This is a genomic window from Pseudoalteromonas sp. S16_S37 (genome assembly GCF_014694405.1).
Classification (GTDB): Bacteria; Pseudomonadota; Gammaproteobacteria; order Enterobacterales; family Alteromonadaceae; genus Pseudoalteromonas.
This window is the reverse complement of the sequence record NZ_JAAUWV010000004.1, coordinates 73,165-92,304: the sequence shown is the minus strand read 5'-3', so window position 1 is coordinate 92,304 and position 19,140 is coordinate 73,165. Positions and strand designations below refer to the sequence as shown.

The 19,140-nt window shown below is 42.0% G+C and carries 19 protein-coding genes; 4 read left to right on the top strand and 15 right to left on the bottom strand.

Annotated features, from left to right (window positions below):
• Positions 1 to 14: 14 nt before the first annotated feature.
• Positions 15 to 1,448, top strand: a complete 1,434-nt coding sequence (gene pyk, locus HC733_RS03540; protein WP_190363675.1) for a pyruvate kinase — start codon at positions 15 to 17, stop codon at positions 1,446 to 1,448.
• 29 nt (positions 1,449 to 1,477) lie between these two features.
• On the opposite strand, the gene HC733_RS03535 is transcribed toward pyk, so the two are convergent.
• The 6 genes from HC733_RS03535 to HC733_RS03510 all read right to left on the bottom strand — a co-directional run bounded on the left by HC733_RS03535 (position 1,478) and on the right by HC733_RS03510 (position 8,162).
• Positions 1,478 to 2,302 carry a LytR/AlgR family response regulator transcription factor gene (locus tag HC733_RS03535; RefSeq protein ID WP_190363674.1) on the bottom strand — a complete coding sequence of 275 codons (825 nt, stop codon included), beginning with the start codon at positions 2,300 to 2,302 and terminating at the stop codon, positions 1,478 to 1,480.
• Positions 2,302 to 3,372: a sensor histidine kinase gene (locus HC733_RS03530; protein WP_190363673.1), complete on the bottom strand. Its 1,071-nt coding sequence runs from the start codon at positions 3,370 to 3,372 to the stop codon at positions 2,302 to 2,304. Before HC733_RS03530 ends, HC733_RS03535 begins: the two co-directional genes overlap by 1 nt.
• 139 nt (positions 3,373 to 3,511) lie before the next feature.
• Positions 3,512 to 5,068: a SulP family inorganic anion transporter gene (locus HC733_RS03525; protein ID WP_190363672.1), complete on the bottom strand. Its 1,557-nt coding sequence runs from the start codon at positions 5,066 to 5,068 to the stop codon at positions 3,512 to 3,514.
• Positions 5,069 to 5,198: 130 nt separating this feature from the next.
• Positions 5,199 to 5,657, bottom strand: a complete 459-nt coding sequence (locus HC733_RS03520) for an Lrp/AsnC family transcriptional regulator (protein WP_190363671.1) — start codon at positions 5,655 to 5,657, stop codon at positions 5,199 to 5,201.
• A gap of 71 nt (positions 5,658 to 5,728) precedes the next feature.
• Entirely contained in the window at positions 5,729 to 6,370 is a 642-nt protein-coding gene (locus tag HC733_RS03515; protein WP_342365978.1) for an MBL fold metallo-hydrolase, read from the bottom strand.
• Between the two features lies 1 nt (position 6,371).
• Positions 6,372 to 8,162: a M14 family metallopeptidase gene (locus HC733_RS03510; RefSeq protein WP_190363670.1), complete on the bottom strand. Its 1,791-nt coding sequence runs from the start codon at positions 8,160 to 8,162 to the stop codon at positions 6,372 to 6,374.
• A gap of 148 nt (positions 8,163 to 8,310) precedes the next feature.
• On the opposite strand from HC733_RS03510, the gene HC733_RS03505 reads away from it, so the two are divergent.
• Entirely contained in the window at positions 8,311 to 9,138 is an 828-nt protein-coding gene (locus HC733_RS03505; RefSeq protein ID WP_190363669.1) for an SDR family oxidoreductase, read from the top strand.
• A 77-nt stretch (positions 9,139 to 9,215) separates the two neighbouring features.
• Here the strand turns inward: HC733_RS03505 and rplT are convergent, their stop codons facing one another.
• From rplT to thrS, 4 genes are all read right to left on the bottom strand, one after another.
• Positions 9,216 to 9,575, bottom strand: coding sequence for a 50S ribosomal protein L20 (gene rplT, locus HC733_RS03500; protein WP_190363668.1), 360 nt, complete (start codon positions 9,573 to 9,575; stop codon positions 9,216 to 9,218).
• Positions 9,576 to 9,590: 15 nt separating this feature from the next.
• On the bottom strand, positions 9,591 to 9,791 hold the full coding sequence (rpmI, locus tag HC733_RS03495; protein ID WP_070985175.1) for a 50S ribosomal protein L35: 201 nt from the start codon (positions 9,789 to 9,791) through the stop codon (positions 9,591 to 9,593).
• 185 nt (positions 9,792 to 9,976) lie between these two features.
• Positions 9,977 to 10,537, bottom strand: a complete 561-nt coding sequence (infC, locus tag HC733_RS03490; protein WP_190363760.1) for a translation initiation factor IF-3 — start codon at positions 10,535 to 10,537, stop codon at positions 9,977 to 9,979.
• 59 nt (positions 10,538 to 10,596) lie between these two features.
• Entirely contained in the window at positions 10,597 to 12,507 is a 1,911-nt protein-coding gene (gene thrS / locus HC733_RS03485; protein ID WP_190363667.1) for a threonine--tRNA ligase, read from the bottom strand.
• 254 nt (positions 12,508 to 12,761) lie between these two features.
• Between thrS and HC733_RS03480 the strand changes: the two genes are divergently transcribed.
• Both HC733_RS03480 and HC733_RS03475 read left to right on the top strand, forming a co-directional pair.
• On the top strand, positions 12,762 to 13,766 hold the full coding sequence (locus HC733_RS03480; RefSeq protein ID WP_190363666.1) for an endonuclease/exonuclease/phosphatase family protein: 1,005 nt from the start codon (positions 12,762 to 12,764) through the stop codon (positions 13,764 to 13,766).
• A 63-nt stretch (positions 13,767 to 13,829) separates the two neighbouring features.
• A complete protein-coding gene (locus HC733_RS03475; RefSeq protein ID WP_190363665.1) occupies positions 13,830 to 14,276 on the top strand; it encodes a DUF3010 family protein in 447 nt (148 codons plus the stop codon).
• Between the two features lie 22 nt (positions 14,277 to 14,298).
• Here the strand turns inward: HC733_RS03475 and HC733_RS03470 are convergent, their stop codons facing one another.
• The 5 genes from HC733_RS03470 to glnS all read right to left on the bottom strand — a co-directional run bounded on the left by HC733_RS03470 (position 14,299) and on the right by glnS (position 19,119).
• Positions 14,299 to 14,847 (bottom strand): hypothetical protein, encoded by a 549-nt coding sequence (locus tag HC733_RS03470; protein ID WP_190363664.1) that lies wholly within the window; start codon positions 14,845 to 14,847, stop codon positions 14,299 to 14,301.
• Positions 14,848 to 14,911: 64 nt separating this feature from the next.
• Entirely contained in the window at positions 14,912 to 15,154 is a 243-nt protein-coding gene (locus HC733_RS03465; RefSeq protein WP_190363663.1) for a DUF2164 domain-containing protein, read from the bottom strand.
• Positions 15,144 to 15,452 (bottom strand): hypothetical protein, encoded by a 309-nt coding sequence (locus HC733_RS03460; protein ID WP_190363662.1) that lies wholly within the window; start codon positions 15,450 to 15,452, stop codon positions 15,144 to 15,146. Before HC733_RS03460 ends, HC733_RS03465 begins: the two co-directional genes overlap by 11 nt.
• Before the next feature lie 91 nt (positions 15,453 to 15,543).
• Complete coding sequence (locus tag HC733_RS03455; protein WP_190363661.1) at positions 15,544 to 17,397, bottom strand: protein kinase domain-containing protein; 1,854 nt, start codon at positions 17,395 to 17,397, stop codon at positions 15,544 to 15,546.
• Between the two features lie 57 nt (positions 17,398 to 17,454).
• Positions 17,455 to 19,119, bottom strand: a complete 1,665-nt coding sequence (glnS, locus tag HC733_RS03450; RefSeq protein WP_190363660.1) for a glutamine--tRNA ligase — start codon at positions 19,117 to 19,119, stop codon at positions 17,455 to 17,457.
• Positions 19,120 to 19,140 lie beyond the last annotated feature (21 nt).

Genomic DNA, 19,140 nt, shown 5'->3' with positions numbered 1-19,140 from the left:
TACTGGAGATCCTGATGCTTAGACGCACAAAAATCGTAGCCACACTTGGACCGGCAACTGATAGAGATAATAACTTAGAAAAAATCATCCAAGCTGGTGCCAATGTGGTCAGACTTAATTTCTCCCATGGTGTAGCTGAAGATCATAAAAAGCGCGCACAAGCTGTACGTGATATCGCGAAAAAGCTTGGCAAGCATGTGGCTATCTTAGCTGATTTACAGGGTCCAAAGATCCGTGTCTCTACATTTAAAGATGGCAAAGTGACTTTGGAAGTTGGCGCTAAATTTACATTAGACGCCAAGATGGAAAAAGGCCAAGGTACTGTTGAATCCGTTGGTATCGATTACAAAGAGTTGCCACAAGATGTCAGCAAGGGCGACCTTTTATTGCTTAACGATGGTCTTATTCAGCTAACTGTTGATAGTGTTGAAGGTCACCTAGTTCACACCACTGTGACCGTTGGCGGCGTATTATCAAATAATAAGGGTATTAACCGCTTAGGTGGTGGCTTAACCGCACCAGCATTCACCGACAAAGACAAAGAAGATTTAATCACCGCAACAGAAATTGGCGTTGATTACATTGCAGTATCGTTTCCGCGCAGCGGTGATGACATGCGCTATGTACGCTCCTTAGCAGAAAAAGCCGGCTCTAATGCTCAGCTCCTTGCTAAAATTGAGCGTGCAGAAGCGGTAGCTACGCAAGAAGCGGTCGATGACATCATTCTAGCTTCAGATGCGGTTATGGTAGCTCGTGGCGATTTAGGTGTTGAGATTGGCGATGCTGCATTAGTTGGTAAACAGAAGTTGATCATCCGACGCGCGCGTTCACTTAACCGAACGGTTATCACTGCGACACAAATGATGGAATCAATGATTGATAATCCAATGCCAACCCGTGCAGAAGTCATGGATGTTGCAAACGCAGTACTAGACGGTACTGACGCTGTTATGCTCTCAGCTGAGACAGCAGCTGGTGACTACCCTGAAGAGACAGTAGCAACTATGGCGAGAGTTTGCTTAGGTGCAGAGTCACAGCCAGAAATACACGTATCAAAGCACCGTTTAGACAGCATGTTTTCTGATACCTCTGAAACATTAGCACTATCAGCTATGTATGCTGCCAACCATTTAGATAGCGTAAAAGCAATCGTGGCATTAACTGAGTCTGGTAAAACTGCAAAGCTTATGTCACGTATTAGTTCAGGTCTACCAATCTACTCTTTATCTAGACATCAAAGTACGCTTGGACAAACTGCACTTTATCGCGGTGTTTATCCTGTCTATTTTGATTCAACCAAGTGCTCTGACAAAACGATGGTTCGTGACGCACTTAATACACTGGTTGAAGCCGGTTCGCTTAAAGCGGGTGACACAGTAATACTGACCCATGGCGACGCTATGGAAACAATCGGTGCAACTAACACCATGAAAATTGTGACAGTTTAAACCGATTCGCTAGGCAGCTAATTGGCTGCCTAGCTTGCCAACGCCGCTTTTACTTTATCGCGATAGCTACGACTAACCTTCAGTTCTTGCCCATTATCTAATACTAACAAATACTCACCACTACTTTGCGTAACCAACTTGCTGATCTGTTTAGTATTTACAATTGCTGAACGATGAACACGCACGAATAAAGCGGGGTCTAGTTCTTGCTCAAGCTCCTTCATGGTTTTGCGCAAAATATGAGTTTGGCCATCGCTACAGTGTAGGCACATGTAATCACCGGCTGCATCCACCCATTGAATGGTTGCAGTAGCAACGCGAATGATCTCGCCCTGCTCTTTTACGGCTAATGACTCTGGATATTTTTTATCTACCAGAGTATCGCCTGTTGCCAACTTTTTCAAAATTTCTTCACAGTTATTGCCTGTTATCCCAGCAACAAAGCTAGCTAGCTTTTTCTTGTGAATGTTATCTTGTTGTGTTTTTAAATAACTTTGCACTTTTTCCACCGCCTTTTCTAATCTGTTGTCATCAACGGGTTTTAAAATGTAGTCCAATGCGTGGATCTCAAACGCTTGCACTGCATATTGATCAAAAGCAGTTACAAATACGATTGCAGGTAGTGGCTTTACACTCTCACTCAAAGCTCTTGCCACTTCAAAGCCGTTCATCCCTGGCATTTGGATATCTAAGAAAACTAAATCAATATCTTGGTTTTGACAGGCATCAATTGCTTGTTGTCCACCGGCGCATAACTCTACAACGTCTATCTGCGAAAACGATTTTAAACGTACAGCCAAGCCTTTTCTGGCCAGTGGCTCATCGTCAACAATCAATGCTTTAATTTTGCTCATTACTTCTTAGCCTTCTCAAAAGGAACGCGAATATTCACTTTTAAACCACTCGGTTCATTATGCGATAACACAAATGAATAATTATTTTCATATAGCGTTTTAAGTCTATCTATGGTGTTGGCAATACCAACGCCTTGGGCATTTTGCAGTTGCCCATTTTGCAGCTCCGCCCCCGGCCCATTATCACCCACTTCCAGCAATAACTCATTGGCGAAAACTTGTGCTTTTATTTCTAGCTTACCGCCTTCTGATAAATGGGCAATGGCATATTTAATAGAATTTTCAATCAGAGGCTGTAATATCAGGCTGGGTACCAACGCTTGCTTAGCTTCGTCACTGACATCAATATCAATCGACAAACGTTCATCAAAGCGTACCTTTTCAATTTCTAAGTAGAGCAACAGTGCATGTAACTCTTGCTCTAAAGCCACTTTTTTAATCGGGTCAGTATTTAGGGTATAGCGTAAAAAGTCACTCAACCTCGCGACCATCAGGTTCGCATCTTTGTTTTCTTCAACCAAAATAAGTGTTGAAATGGCGTTGAGCGTATTAAATAAAAAATGAGGATTGAGCTGATAACGCAGCATTTTGAGTTGTGCTTCATGCGCCATGGTATTAGCTTTGAGTGCTTTTTGTCGTTCACTTTGTAGCAGCTGGTAGTACTTGATACCAAAATACAAACCACTCCAACACAGCACGATATAAACAGAGTCTAGGCCTTGTTGCAGGTAGTAGAACCACTCTTCAGGGCGATAACCATGACGGTAAATTTCCCATAGATTAAACTTTTGAACAACTGCCCATAATGTCCCAGTGACGTAAGACGCACCAAACACCACCAAAATGAGTACCCAAGGAGAGGCATTCCATATTTTTCTGTATAAATACCTCAGTGGCACTGTCATCAAGCACCCTGCATAAGCATTAAGCACGATAACAAACACATATATATCGCGCATCTCAAATACTTTTGAGCCAATATAGTTAACCAGTGCGTAGCCAAGCCACCCTGCTATCTGTAAAACCCAAAAAAATCGTTGTCGATTATCGACCAGTGCTTGCCATTTCAAAAGCTTATTAAACTCCTCATAGTACTGTTGAATTATATCCCAGTGCTCGTGAATGAATCACTGTAAATGGTCCTAGTTTTTTTTCATTCCAGCGCAAATAAAAAAAGGCACCGAAGTGCCTTTTTAACGCCCAATTGCTTTACGCAAGTTTGTCCGACGCCACTTTATATTTGGGGTCTTCGATTACGTTCACTTCGACAAGGTCTTTGGCTTTTTCTAAAAGGTCAAGGCAATCTTGACTTAGGTGACGTAAGTGCAACTTTTTACCCGCTTTTGTATATCGCTCGGCTAAGTTATCAATCGCCTCTATTGCACTGTGATCTGCCACTCGGCTGTGCTTAAACTCGATAATTACATCACTTGGGTCGGCGTTTACATCAAACAAATCAGCAAAGTTTTTCACTGAACCAAAAAATAGTGGTCCGTGAAGCTCGTATACTTTTGAGCCTTCATCATCAATATAATTGTTTGTGTAGATATGCTTAGCGTGCTCCCACGCAAATACCAAAGCAGACACAATCACACCTACGCATACAGCAATCGCTAGATCGCTTATCACAGTGACACCAGATACAAGAACAATAACAAAAGCATCCGTTTTAGGAATGCGTTTCATTAACCTAAAACTAGACCATTCAAACGTGCCTAGTACAACCATAAACATAACGCCAACCAGTGCCGCCAACGGGATCATCTCTATTAAACTTGCAGCGAATAAGATAAAGCCAAGCAATAACACCGCAGCAGTAATGCCCGATAATCGGCTACGGCCACCTGAATTGATGTTGATCATTGATTGCCCTATCATCGCACAGCCACCCATAGCACCAAACACACCACACGTCATGTTTGCCGCACCTTGACCGATACACTCTTTGTTGCTGTTGCCACGCGTTTCAGTAATTTCATCTATAAGGGTGAGCGTTAACAAAGACTCAATTAACCCTATCGCAGCAAGTATTAGCGCATATGGGAAAATGATATAAAGCGTTTCTAAATTAAACGGTACTTGCGGAATATGGAACTGTGGAAGGCCTCCAGCAATAGTCGCGTTAACATTACCAGACATATCTTTTAGATAATCCAATACGTTGCGGGCTTCTAGATCAAGGCCTATCACTAAACCCGTTACAACCAATATTGCAGCTAAAGAGGAAGGTATAGCCGTGGTCACTTTGGGTAAAAAGTGAATAATGAACATAGTAAGCGCGACTAGCCCAAGCATAATATACAGCTCACTACCTTGCATCCACTGCAACTGACCTTGCGCGTCAGACACTTTGAACTGACCTAGCTGTGCAAGGAAAATAACAATCGCAAGTCCATTCACAAAACCTAGCATTACAGGATGAGGAACCATGCGGATAAACTTACCAAGTTTAAATATTCCTGCTAAAACTTGCAGTATCCCCATCAATAGTACGGTGGCAAACAGGTACTCTACACCATGCTCAACAACCAAACTGACCATTACCACCGCAAGTGCACCAGTAGCACCTGATATCATGCCAGGTCGTCCACCAAAAATTGACGTAATCAAACCAACAATAAACGCAGCATATAAGCCGACTAAAGGATCTACTTGCGCTACAAACGCAAATGCAACCGCTTCTGGTACCAAGGCTAGTGCCACGGTCAAACCAGATAAGATGTCATTCTTAGCAGAGCTTGGCGCCTTGCTGATTAAATTAAACATTCACATCCTCTTGTATTTACAACGTACAGAAAAGCGCTGGATTTTAACAAAATACAGCACTTTAAACAAATTAGATGTCAATATTATAGACGAAGGTGACTGGTACTTTATGACAAGCGGCGGTATTATTTTACAAAGGTAGTGCCGTTGTTCTTTTTACACAGGTCATAGTCACGTTTGAGTGAACTTCTTGAACATACTCAAGATTAAGCAAGTTATCTCTGACAAACAGTTCATAACCTTCTATACCTTTAGAGATGATGCGTAACATAAAGTCCATTGTACCTGCCATAGTGTAACATTCAGTGACTTCATCATAACTCATTATCAGCTTTTCAAATTCAGCCAAGTTACTTCTGCCGTGGTTTGACAAGCGAACATGTGCATAGACCAACATATCAAAACCCAACTGCTTTTCATCTAACAAAGCGACTTTGCCTTTGATATAACCGTCTTGTTCCAGCTTAGCAATACGACGCCAGCACGGTGATTGAGATAGCCCAACTTTGTCAGCTATTTCCGCAGTAGAAAGGCTTGCGTCTTGTTGTAATAGTGCCAATATTTGGCGATCAACCTGATTTAATGACATTGTTTTTTCTTTAAATTTTAGTCAGTGGAAAAAATTATACATGCAGACAAGACATTTGTCCGCCCCTTTAGTTAACCAAATCGTCCACTCACAAATGGGTTATTTTGTTTTTCATAACCAATTGTGGTGTTTTCGCCATGCCCAGATAGCACTACCGTATCATCAGGCAGTGTAAAGAGCTGCTCAAGTATAGACTGCTTCAGTTGCGATGCATCCCCTTTAGGAAAGTCTGTGCGCCCAACAGAACCTCTAAATAAGACATCACCTACTAATACTTGCGATGATGCCTTATGATAAAACACCACATGCCCAGGAGTGTGCCCTGGGCAATGTAAAACATCTAACAACACATCCCCAAGCTTAATTTGCTCTCTATCTTCAAGCCAACGGTCTGGATAAAATGGCATTTTTGGCGCAAAGCCGAACATTTGTGACTGCATTGGCAGCGCATCAAACCAGAACTTTTCGTCTATATGCGGCCCAATGATATCAACACCTAAGGCACTTTTCAGCTCGTCGGCAGCGCCTACATGATCGAGGTGTCCATGTGTCAATAAGATAAATTCAACGTGCAGATCCTGTTGCTTGACTTGCGCCAGTAATTTATCCAGATCACCGCCTGGGTCTACAATTGCACTTTTCCCAGTACTCTCACAGGTTATAAACCGCGCATTTTGCATAAACGGTGTTACTGGTAAAGTGATGACTTGCACTCTACTTCTCCTTAAACGACATGAGGATCGGATATTTTAAATATGCCTGATCATAATACGGCGTTTGCGCATACAGCCACTCCATACGAGCACTTGGGTTATTTGCAAACGCTTTGTCTTCACGTATCTTACGATCAAACTCTAAAGCCATGGCTGGATTCTCTTTTAGCATAGAACGAGCAAATGGCTCCAGTGCATAATTTTCAACATACTCGGTACGCTGAAAAATTGTGTTAAATTCTCCCCAACTAAACAATGAATCTGGGGCAAGCGGATGCAATAAGTGTGTTGCTAATTCGCCACGAGCTTGTTGCGTTGGCACCGCATACCAACCTGTTAAATCAAATTTCTCAACAGCATCAAAATTAACTGTAGCATCAACTCTAAAGCGCCCCTCAAAAGGTTGCTGTGCGAAGCTATGTTGCGCAATAGAGGCACTCTTTAAAGTACCTTGAACTTGTTGTTGTTCGCTAAGTTTCTGTACTGCAATTCCGTGTATTTTGAGTTTTTCTACCACATCTGGGTAGGCCGGTGGAACATAAAAGATTTGTGGAACATCGACTTTTAGGGCCACATCTTTTTGCCAGAAAATCGGCAACGCATCATACTGTAGTGCTTCACCTAAATATTTCGCTTCCGCTTGCCCTGATATTGCACTTTCAAAGTGTTTATAGGCAACCCCTTTGAAGCTAATAAAGTCAGGTTTTTTTGCATAATCTCTTTTTACCACCAATTGCTGAGGTAGATTCTGTTGTTCATAAGCAACCGCTTCTGCAAGTTCTGCTTGATGTTCAGATAACGCAGATATCAATCCATCATATAAAACGTAGGTTCCCAGAACGCGCTGCTTATAAGGTTTTAAAGAGTGGTTCTCGACTAATATAGTTGGCACCCCTGCAAGGTCACCCCAACCGTTAGAAAATCTGGGGCTGGCAACCCATCCAGCTATGCCTTTTTTAAAATCTCTTTTATCCATGGCAAACACCAGCGGCCCTGGTATATGGCCCTGACTAAGCAAAGTGTTATCTATGACTGGCTTGATTTTTGTTTCTAGCACACGAGCAATGGCTGGTGATTCACTGGCAAACTCTGGTGTAAAACCATAAGTAATGTCATATTGATAATCTGCACCGTCCGTTACGTGTACATCTAAGTAGAGCTGTGGCTCATACTCGTTAATCACTTTTAACACAGCTCTTATTTCTGGGGTATCAAGCTTGGTATAATCCCGATTTAAGTTAAGATTGTTGGCATTGGTTCGAAAGCCCATTTCTACGGGCCCACGCTGATTGATCCTGTTATATCGACTGCGTCTTTCATGACCATCAACATTAAGGATAGGAATGAACAAAATATTTACTTTACTAAGTAAATCCCGACGTTTACCCAATGCTATGTCTCTGAGCATCATAAAGGCAGCATCTTTGCCGTCAATTTCTCCAGCATGAATACCTGCTTGGATAAGTAAAGTGGGCTTATTATTATTTTTTAACATCGACGCAGAGAACTGGCTTTGCTCAGAGGCAACAAGCATCTTGATAGCTCTACCCGAATTACTGTAGCCAATGTCATAAGCTTTAAATTGAGTCGGGTTGGCCGCAACTAAACGCTCTACAAACGCCATTGTCTGCTGATAATCAGGGGAGTCAGCCCCTTCGCTCAACTCAAAATAAGTTGTCAGAGGGCCTTTTGTTTGCATCAACTGTTCACTTGTTCCTTGCCAAGGAATTAACGGTGGTAAATGCCCGTTTAATGACAAGCCTGCAGTTAACATAATCATGCTTGCGATCATTTTTATTTCTCAATTATCAGCCTAGATAGCACAATTATATCAATATTTTAGTTAACATCTTACAATGTGCGGTGATTCAACAAAAATATGCAGCTAATAACATCAGGCTAATCATAATCAGGACAATACATAGTCAAAGAAGGCTTTTATGACAAAATCAATTCTTATTACAGGATGCTCAACAGGCATTGGATATTACTGTGCCCATGCCCTGAAAAGCGCAGGCTTCAATGTTATTGCATCTTGTAGAAAAGTGTCTGACGTGGGCAAACTAAGAAGCGAAGGCTTGCAATGCATTCAAATCGATTTGAGTGATGAGGCAAACATAATACAAGGGTTTAATGAAGCACTTGTGTTGTGCGATGGCAAACTCGATGCACTTTTTAATAATGGTGCTTATGGCCAACCTGGCGCCGTAGAAGATCTACCAACCGCCGCTTTACGTCAGCAGTTTGAGGTTAATTTGTTCTCTTGGCATACGCTAACAAATCTCGCGGTAAAACATATGCGTCAGCATGGCAGTGGGCGTATCATACATAATTCATCGGTACTGGGGCTTGTCGCTTTACCCTTTCGCGGCGCATATAACGCCAGTAAGTTTGCGTTGGAAGGCTTAACAGACACCATGCGTATGGAATTGAGAGACACCGATATTCAAATTAGTCTTATCGAACCAGGTCCAATCACATCTAAGTTTAGAGAGAACGCTAAAAAAGCATTTGTTGATAATATTGAGATCCAATCAAGCCCTCATGAACAAGACTACATCGCTCAACTAAATAGACTAGCATCCCAAACCGTCCCACAGCCGTTTACACTCGGGCCTGAAGCTGTTTATAAAAAGCTCTATCATGCTTTAACGGCAGAAAAGGCAAAGCCTCGTTATTACGTCACTTTCCCAACTTACTTTATGGGATATTTAAAGCGTTTTCTCAGCACTCGATGGTTGGATAAATTATTGATAAAAAATCGTTGAAAACACAGCTAATATGATGATGAGATCAAAAAAAGGAGCCTAAGGCTCCTTTTTTGGGGGATAAGCTTTAATGCTTATTAAGCAGCTAGACCGTCTTTAGCTTTAGCAACTAATGCTGCGAAAGCGATTTGGTCGTATACTGCGATATCAGCTAGGATCTTACGATCGATTTCAACAGATGATTTTTTAAGACCATCGATGAAACGGCTGTAAGAAAGGCCGTTTTGACGTGCTGCAGCATTGATACGTGCAATCCATAATTGACGGAAAGTACGTTTCTTAGCGCGACGGTCACGGTATGCGTATTGACCTGCTTTAGTTACTGCTTGGAAAGCTACGCGGTAAACACGTGAACGTGCTCCGTAGTAACCTTTAGCTTGCTTTAATACTTTTTTGTGACGTGCACGTGCGATAACACCGCGTTTAACTCTTGCCATTTCTGATATCCCCTATTAAGCGAATGGTAACATACGGTCGATAAGACCAATGTCGTTTTTGTGAACCATAGACTTAGCACGTAAGTGAAGTTTACGCTTAGAAGACTTTTTAGTCAGAATGTGACGTAAGTGCGACTGTTTACGCTTATAACCGCCTGAAGCAGTCTTTTTGAAACGCTTAGCTGCGCCTCTGTGTGATTTTAGCTTATAAGCCATTGCAATAACTCCAAATGTATTGCTTTAAACCAATGCAAGTAGGCGGATGTTTCCATCACTTTGAAGGCCTAACTCACAACCAAATCCGGTGAAGGTACTACCCTTTCTTTAAAACCGGTTAATACAGGTGGCCAACAAAGACACTTTAAACCTGTATTAAATTCGCGCGCATTATGCCGTGTTTATTACTTTTTAGCAATAGGTGACATCATCATCACCATCTGACGCCCTTCTACACGATTAGGGAAAGATTCAACAACTGCCAAATCTTCTAAGTCAGCTTTAACACGGTTAAGTAATTCGATACCAATTTCTTGGTGAGCCATTTCGCGACCACGAAAACGAATAGTGATTTTAGCCTTGTCGCCCGCTTCTAAGAATTTTCTTAGGCTACGTAGCTTAACTTGGTAGTCACCTTCGTCAGTGCCAGGACGGAACTTGATCTCTTTAATCTGGATCTGCTTTTGCTTTTTCTTTTGTTCTTTTTGTAATTTTGCTTTTTCAAAAAGGAACTTACCGTAGTCCATCACCTTACAGACAGGAGGTTCAGCATTAGGACTAATCTCTACTAGATCCACTCCGGCTTCATCAGCAATCGCTTGAGCTTCTTTCAACGACATAATGGTCGCTTCCTGACCTTCTACGCCAGATAAGCGAACTTCTTTCGCAGTTATTTCTTCATTGATACGATTTTTTTGAGCTGTAGTTTGCCCTTTTTTTCCGCCTCTAATGGTACGTTCCTCCAAGAAAATCAAAATTGTTGCGTGTAGCAATCATATTTTTTATTGCCACACGCAGGTTTATTTTATTGTCGATGCTTAATTTCTTCACTGATTTTAGCGATAAAATCTTCGACAGAGAACTTGCCAAGGTCTTCACCTTTACGCGTTCTCACTGCTACTTCTTGTTGTTCAACTTCTTTATCACCAACAACAAGTAGGTAAGGTATACGTTTTAAAGTATGCTCCCGAATTTTAAAGCCAATCTTCTCATTTCTCAAGTCAGCACAGGCTCTAATTCCAAGTTTATTTAACTTTTGTACAATTTCATGCACGTAATCAGCTTGTTTGTCGGTGATATTCATGATCACCACCTGTTTTGGCGCTAACCAAGTTGGGAATAGACCAGCATACTCTTCGGTTAGTATACCGATAAAGCGTTCAATTGAACCTAAAATTGCACGGTGGATCATAACCGGTGTCTTACGTTCATTGTTTTCTGCAACGTAAGTGGCACCTAAACGACCTGGTAATGCAAAATCGAGTTGTACTGTACCACACTGCCAAGCACGTTCTAAGCAATCATATAAAGTAAATTCAATTTTAGGACCGTAGAAAGCCCCTTCGCCCGGCAAATATTCAAACTCAATGTTGTTGGCTTTAAGCGCTTCAGCTAGCGCCAGCTCTGCCTTATCCCACATTTCGTCTTCACCAATGCGCTTCTCTGGACGAGTAGACAGCTTTACAACAATCTTTTCAAAGCCAAAAGTGTCGTACGTATCGTAAACCATTTTGATACACGCCGAAACTTCGTCCATGATCTGCTCTTCTGTACAGAATATGTGTGCATCGTCCTGAGTAAAGCCGCGCACACGCATCAAACCATGCAAAGCGCCTGATGGCTCATTACGGTGACAACAACCAAACTCCGCCATACGCAATGGTAAGTCACGGTATGACTTCAAACCCTGATTAAAGATTTGCACGTGACCTGGGCAGTTCATCGGCTTAATTGCATATTCACGCTTTTCTGACTCTGTGGTAAACATCGCATCAGCGTATTTGTCCCAGTGGCCTGATTTTTCCCAAAGCGCACGGTCCATCATCATTGGACCTTTTACTTCTTCGTAACTATATTCGCGTAATTTTTCACGCACAAAGTCTTCTAGCTCGCGGTAGATGCTCCAGCCATCATTGTGCCAAAACACCATACCTGGCGCTTCTTCTTGCCAGTGCCAAAGATCAAGCGCTTTACCAATTTTACGGTGGTCACGTTTTTCTGCTTCTTCAAGGCGCTTTAAATAAGCCTTAAGCTGTTTCTTATCCGCCCACGCTGTACCATAGATACGTTGTAACATTTTGTTTTCAGAGTTACCACGCCAGTATGCACCCGCCACTTTCATAATTTTGAAGTGCTGACAGAACTTCATATTAGGCACGTGTGGACCACGACACATATCGATATATTCTTCGTGATGATAAAGACCAGGTTTATCATCTTTAGCGATATTTTCGTCTAAAATTTCAATTTTATAGGTTTCGCCACGCGCTTCAAAAGTGTCACGAGCTTCTTGCCAAGAAACGGTTTTCTTAACAACATCGTAATTAGTATTCGCAAGTTCTAGCATGCGCTTTTCAATGGCATCTAGGTCTTCTTGCGTTAAAGAATGTTCAAGGTCAACATCATAATAAAAGCCGTTGTCGATCGTTGGACCAATTGCCATTTTAACATCAGGAAACAACTGCTTAATTGCATGACCGATTAAGTGAGCACAAGAGTGGCGGATGATCTCTAAACCATCATCATCTTTTGCTGTGATGATTTCTAAGTTCGCATCTTCTGTGATGATGTCACACGCATCAACACGTACACCATTTACACGGCCAGCGATGGTTGCTTTTGCAAGACCAGGACCGATATCTTGGGCGACTTGTAAAGTTGAAACTGGGTTTTCAAAGATACGCTGACTACCGTCAGGAAGCGTAATAATTGGCATGATAAATCCTATTTACAGTGGTGACACCTACGACGCATCACATGTACAAAATTAATTAATATAAAAATGAATGCCCAACAACGCTTGTACGAATAAGCATTGGCGCCGGCAGCGATTTAGCATACCGTGTGCTTGGGGACTTCCAAACCGAACGGTATTTTGACCGCGCACGTGACGAAATTCAAGGGAAAGACTAAAATTGATACATAAATTATTAAATTTATACACCTTAGTGCATTATACAAGGTTAAAACATGACTAAACAAACTCGCTATTGCTTTGCTTCTTTGAACTTACTTAACTTTGTCGCACCGCCGTATTCTTTTTATCAACCTCATGAACTATACAGCGAATCTCAGTGGCAGTCCAAAACGCAGTTTATCACCGGGCTCATTGAACACATTGACCCAACGGTAATCGCATTTCAAGAAGTATTTAGCATTGATGCGTTGAAATCATTGTGTCACAACTTGGGGCTCAATTATTTTGCAACTGTAGATACACCTCTGGCTGATGCAATTTACCCCAATGTGTTATTCAACCCAGTAGTTGCGATTGCCTCTAAAGTGCCTTTCAAACAAGTTTCAGCTTTAGAGCCCTGCCCGGAATTACTGGAGTATTTAAACAATCAGCAGCAATTTAGATTTAATCGCACCCCGGTGAAGTGCCAAATCGAACTTGAAGGTATCGGCGACATTACCTGTTATGCCATGCATTTAAAGTCGCAAAGAGTGCTATCAATGGCACATATGTTTGCCGAGCAAGCACAAGACGACCCTTTATTGTCAATGCTTCAGCAAACAGTCGGCATGATGCAATCACAAATTTCTCGTTCATTAGAAGCTTCGATTATTTACTACGATGCGCTTAAAACCCAACGAGAGCAAAATAGCGCCACGCTGGTTATGGGGGATTTCAATGACAATATCCACAGCCCTGCGTTATCGTTTATGACCCAAGCATTCCCTGTTCAAGTCACAGAGCACACCCATTTTGAACGTGTTGGCCTATTTGATAGCTTTAGTTTTTCTGACAACGCACATACTTTTGAAAGTAAACCTGCAACACATTATTATCAAGGCAGTGGAAACATCCTTGATTACATTCTCACCTCAGAACACTTTAATCCAAATAAAAATGCGCCTTTGGTCAAATCCGTTTTTTACCGCAATTTCGACGCGCATTTAGACCCACAAAGGGATGAAGAAGACATTCGATACTCAGATCACAGTGCAATAGCCATTGAGATTCAGGTGTAAGCTTTTGCTTTGAGTGTCAGGTTGCTATAATTCGCCGATAACACAATAAATTGGAAACAAATAATGAGAACATGTGGTGTTGAGATCACCGGCAGCGATGTGCTGCTGTGCTTGCTGACCAAAGAAGATGACGTTTTTGATATACGAGATATTCGTCAAACCCGCTTCACACTAGCAAATGTCGGTCAAGATACAGAACAAATGTGCAAGTTTCAGTTCGACTTTGGCAAATTAATGGCTGATTATCAAGTCGACTCTGTAGCCATCCGCCAGCGCGCGCCAAAAGGTAAGTTCGCGGGCAGCGCTACGGGCTTTAAAATGGAAGCAGCCATTCAGTTAATTGAGGGCTTAGATGTTCGCTTGCTCTCTAGCACAGAAGTAAAAGAGCAGTTAAAACGCAACCCGCTCCCCATTGATTTTGAAGATACAGGCTTAAAGAAGTACCAAGAACATGCTTTTGTTAACGCTTACGTCTACATCATGAAAAAAACTTACCGACCGGACGAGTAAGCAAGCAGATAAAAAATCCGACTTAGGTCGGATTTTTTGTGTAGTAATGATCCACTGCAAATGAATAGCACACTTTGACCAAAAATAACCCCGCCACCAGCTGGTACCACCATGGTAAACCAAAACTTGCAATCACAATTAACCCACCCAAAACCACCAGCAAAGCGATGATCCTCTGCCAAGGATTGCGAAACAACAGGTTTAAAAAGCACGCGCCGATAATAACATAAGCCCAAATATATAAAGCTTGTAACAGCGATTGTTCAAACAATACCGCCACTGCAAGCAAATGAATATGAATAGCTATAAATATCCATCGTGACTTTGCACTTTTCGCATAGTAGTGATTTGTACCTTGGGTAAAATTGGCTGCCGCCCCTGCAACGATATCAATGATGATCAATTCCCCTAGGGCGTATTGCCACCACGCATATGATTGCTCTGGCGCTTGGTAATGCATCAATGAAAAAATAACAATTGAGCCTAAAAGCGTGAAAATCGCGATACTAAGCAGCGCAGATTTACTCTGTTGTTCTCCAAGTACATCATGTAGAGATTTTGGTATTTCCATATACAATTCTCCGTTTACTTTATATTGATTAATCCAATAATAGCAGAGCTTTAGGCGTGTTGGCCTAGTATTTTTCCAATTCGTACAGCCTATCGCTGAGCATTTCAAAATGTTGCTGTAAATGACTTTTGGCATCTTCAAGTGCTTGGTTGTATACCTGCTTGCCTATTTGCTCGATAAAAAAATCAACCATAAAAGCGGCATCAAACTGCGCTAACTCTAGTCCGAGGTTTTCAGCGCAATAAGCTTGAGTTTGCACAACTAACTTATCATGCTGCTGTGGAGCTAGCGTAATTTTACGACTCATGCTCGCTCTCTAACTGATACAATTTATCTGACACAGCTTTTAAATCAACATGCTCAATAAAGCTGTCGCTCAGGGTTAGAATTGCATTTAAGTTATTGGCAAGTTTATCTTTTTGTAACTCACCTGGCTTCAGCGCAGTTTGCAATAGATGTAACGCCATATCGGCGAGTAACAAACGTTGCTTCTGCGGCCAGTCGGCATCGTTTTCGCTGGCAGGATGTTTAAGCACTGCCTGCTCAACATCATCATGAATACTCCAGCTTAAGGTTAAAATATCTTGTCTTTGTTGTTTGTCCATTTCCTTGCTCACCTATTGTTCAAATGACAAATACTGTGAATAAAAACGTGATTATGCGCAATAGCAAATAATTCAACTTATAAAGAAGCAATTACTTGTGATTAAGCGCCACTTCTTTTGGGTTTTTTGGATAGTAATGTTCTTCTTGTTGCTCACATAAGTTGAACTCTCGGGTATTCTTATAAGGCAACTTCATAAACCCCGCTACACCAACATCTTCAATGCTCATTGCATATTGCATTATTCGGCTCAGAAGCTCTTTAAACTGCGCCTCTTTGCTAGCATCTAAAAGACGGTAATAGTGGTGAATCTTCAAGCGATTTTCAAGCGACTCAAAAATAATACAGCCAGTATGATGAATTTGGTTCAGCTCAAAAACGCACTTAATGATGCTTTTGGGTAACTGCAACTGTTCATCTGGGTCTTTACCATCTTCAAAGTAACTGTGGGGTCGAGTCAATTCGTTACTCGAAACATCAACAACCGAGTAGCAAAGCTCGGGTAACTTCTCAAAAATAAACGCGCCGGTTTCATCTCTTTCTAGCTGAATGGTTTGCCGTGCATCGAACAAGCAGCATTTGAATAGCCCTTTTTGGGTAATACCCTGCGCCAACATCACTGTGGCATTAATTGCATCGGTCAAAGCTGTTTGCAGTTGGCTGTCATGGAGGATCAAACTCGACTCAATGTATAAAGAGTGTTCCTTCCAATGGAAGCTTAGCCCACCTACCACAGGGTATTTTGCCAGTCGACTAATCGATGCTAAAAAGGCTTTTTCGACATCACCTGTGTCAAATAAAAACTCTTTGTAGTATCTATCCAGTTGCGCATCGTTTACGTCATGAAGCTGTTGATTGTGATCGGCTCTGCGCAAAAACTCTTTTCGAGAGCTATATACCACGGTGTCGGGCTGCTCATCGGTGTTGCTGACCCAAAATGGAATATTTGCCTTGCGTTCTTTTCTGGGCAAGCGCGGTAAATATGCACGTGCCATCGCAGGCATATTACGCATAAAATAGTCGCCCGCTTGGTCTCGAGTTTGCTTGTCTTTGCTCAACATCGCATCGATAACAGAGGCAAACTCTTTGGGTAAACCTAAGCTTTTCGCAGGAATAACCTGTGAGCCAAAGCGACAAGACTGGGCGCTGGCCAGCGCATAAATAGTTGAAGCAACGCCTTGCTCATCAAATCGAGGGGATGATTGCGCACCGGACATTTGCTCGTCGCCAATAAAATACACGTCTCCCATTCTGGCGTTGGTACTGGATATGTCAGAGGACATTAGGTCCATGATATTACTTGCGACTGGCTCGCCATGTTCATCTATTTGCGCATAAACTGAGCTTCCCCAATCCACCAAAGAAAAGTTCTTGGTTTTTTCATCCCAGACGATATTTGATGGCTTGATATCACCGTGCACAATGGGTTGAGGCGACATACCGTTTCGATGAGCACGCAAGTCTCTCAACACGTTGCGCAGCTTCAGCGCTAACGCAATTAACTCATCTGGATAAAAGCGGCCACGTTTGAGGGATATTTTTTCTAAATCTTCCCCCGGCGCTCGTTCCATCATTAAGATCCCTTGCTTTTTCACCCTCTCAAAAGCAAAGAATCTAGGCACCATAGGATTGCGAATTTGCGACAGCATATAAGCTTCATCTTCTAACCTATCGCGAATAGCCTGAGATAAAGTAATACGTGAAAACTTAAATACCCATTGCTGGGCATCTGGGCTAACTCCCGCAAAAACAAAACCAAATGCGCCTGAGCCAATGATCTCTACATTGGTATAGCCAAGCATTGTAAGCTGCTTTTTACAAATATTTAGCCACTGGCGATGTCTTTTAGCATCGTGATGCGACAGCAAATAGATTGATTGCTGCTCATTAATATAGAAATTGTGGATGGATTTAGCGCTTTGCTTAACGGAAGCTAGGTTTTTCATTATTTCTTTCGCTAACGAAAAAGGCCGAATGATTCGGCCCTTTTTATAATTTGGTGCTTAAGCGTTCTCTATTTTTGCCCAAGAATCTCTCAAGCCTACAGTTTGGTTAAATACCAAATCATCAGACTTATTATCTCGACAATAATAACCCATACGTTCAAATTGGAAACCCTGCTCAGCTTTTGCATTTGCAAGTGACGGCTCCAGTTTTGCTGACTCAATAATCACGAGAGACTCTGAGTTTAGCGTCTGCGTAAAATCGTCAGCAGCCGCTGGATTTGGTACGTTAAACAAACGGTCGTACTGGCGAACTTGTGCTTCAACACAGTGTGTTGCACTTACCCAGTGAATCACGCCTTTTACTTTACGGCCGTCACTTGGGTTTTTACCGAGTGTCTCTTCATCATACGTACAGTAAAGAGTCGTGATATTGCCATCGGCATCTTCATCAAAACGTTCAGCTTTGATCACATAGGCATTACGCAAGCGAACTTCTTTACCTAACACTAAACGTTTGAACTTTTTGTTTGCTTCAACACGGAAGTCTTCGCGCTCAATGTATAACTCTTTAGTAAACGGTAGCTCGCGCGTGCCCATTGATTCATCAGTTGGGTGGTTTGGTGCTACAAGCTGCTCTACCTTACCTTCATCAAAGTTTTCAATAACAACTTTTAATGGGTCAAGTACGGCCATCGCACGCGGTGCACTCTCATTTAAATCATCACGAATACACGCTTCTAACATGCCCATTTCGATCATGTTATCTTGTTTGGTAATACCAATACGCTTACAAAATTCGCGAATTGACGCTGGCGTATAACCACGACGACGTAAGCCTGCAATTGTTGGCATACGCGGGTCATCCCACCCTTCTACGTGACCATTAACCACTAAATCATTAAGCTTACGCTTTGACATCACCGTGTATTCAAGGTTAAGACGCGAAAATTCAATCTGTTGCGGATGACAATCGATACTAATATTGTCTAGCACCCAATCATATAAACGACGGTTGTCTTGGAATTCAAGCGTACACAGTGAATGAGTGATACCTTCAAGCGCATCTGAAATACAGTGCGTGAAATCGTACATAGGATAAATGCACCACTTGTCACCTGTTTGGTGATGATGTGCAAAACGAATACGATAAATAATAGGGTCACGCATTACCATAAATGAGCTGGCCATATCTATTTTGGCACGTAATACGCATTCACCTTCTTTAAACTCACCGTTACGCATTTTTGCAAATAACGCTAAGTTCTCTTCTACAGGTGTATCTCTGTAAGGGCTGTTTTTACCAGGTTCCGTCAACGTGCCACGATACTCGCGTGCCTGATCAGGTGATAAGAAACAAACGTAGGCTAAACCCTTTTCGATTAACTCAACCGCATAGTCGTGTAATTTATCAAAGTAGTTTGACGAGTAACAAATCTCACCATCCCATTTAAAACCTAACCAACTTACGTCTTCTTGAATTGATTTTACGTAGTTTATATCTTCTTTTTCTGGGTTTGTATCGTCAAAACGTAAGTTACAAAGACCTTGATAATCTTGTGCAATACCAAAATTTAGGCAGATTGATTTAGCATGGCCGATGTGTAAAAACCCATTTGGCTCAGGCGGAAAACGCGTGTGCGTTTGCTGGTGCTTACCGCTAGCCAAATCAGCATCGATAATTGTTCTAATAAAATTCGTTGGGCGATTTTCTGTTTCCGCCATGGGCATGCATTCCTCTGAAAT

Coding starts and splice junctions, on each gene's coding strand:
- HC733_RS03460 (WP_190363662.1), bottom strand. CDS start 15,452: ATGGACAAACAACAAAGACAAGATATTTTAACCTTAAGCTGGAGTATT.
- glnS (WP_190363660.1), bottom strand. CDS start 19,119: ATGGCGGAAACAGAAAATCGCCCAACGAATTTTATTAGAACAATTATC.
- HC733_RS03480 (WP_190363666.1), top strand. CDS start 12,762: ATGACTAAACAAACTCGCTATTGCTTTGCTTCTTTGAACTTACTTAAC.
- HC733_RS03535 (WP_190363674.1), bottom strand. CDS start 2,302: ATGAGCAAAATTAAAGCATTGATTGTTGACGATGAGCCACTGGCCAGA.
- HC733_RS03525 (WP_190363672.1), bottom strand. CDS start 5,068: ATGTTTAATTTAATCAGCAAGGCGCCAAGCTCTGCTAAGAATGACATC.
- rpmI (WP_070985175.1), bottom strand. CDS start 9,791: ATGGCTTATAAGCTAAAATCACACAGAGGCGCAGCTAAGCGTTTCAAA.
- pyk (WP_190363675.1), top strand. CDS start 15: ATGCTTAGACGCACAAAAATCGTAGCCACACTTGGACCGGCAACTGAT.
- rplT (WP_190363668.1), bottom strand. CDS start 9,575: ATGGCAAGAGTTAAACGCGGTGTTATCGCACGTGCACGTCACAAAAAA.
- HC733_RS03455 (WP_190363661.1), bottom strand. CDS start 17,397: ATGAAAAACCTAGCTTCCGTTAAGCAAAGCGCTAAATCCATCCACAAT.
- HC733_RS03520 (WP_190363671.1), bottom strand. CDS start 5,657: ATGTCATTAAATCAGGTTGATCGCCAAATATTGGCACTATTACAACAA.
- HC733_RS03465 (WP_190363663.1), bottom strand. CDS start 15,154: ATGAGTCGTAAAATTACGCTAGCTCCACAGCAGCATGATAAGTTAGTT.
- HC733_RS03510 (WP_190363670.1), bottom strand. CDS start 8,162: ATGATCGCAAGCATGATTATGTTAACTGCAGGCTTGTCATTAAACGGG.
- HC733_RS03505 (WP_190363669.1), top strand. CDS start 8,311: ATGACAAAATCAATTCTTATTACAGGATGCTCAACAGGCATTGGATAT.
- thrS (WP_190363667.1), bottom strand. CDS start 12,507: ATGCCAATTATTACGCTTCCTGACGGTAGTCAGCGTATCTTTGAAAAC.
- HC733_RS03475 (WP_190363665.1), top strand. CDS start 13,830: ATGAGAACATGTGGTGTTGAGATCACCGGCAGCGATGTGCTGCTGTGC.
- HC733_RS03470 (WP_190363664.1), bottom strand. CDS start 14,847: ATGGAAATACCAAAATCTCTACATGATGTACTTGGAGAACAACAGAGT.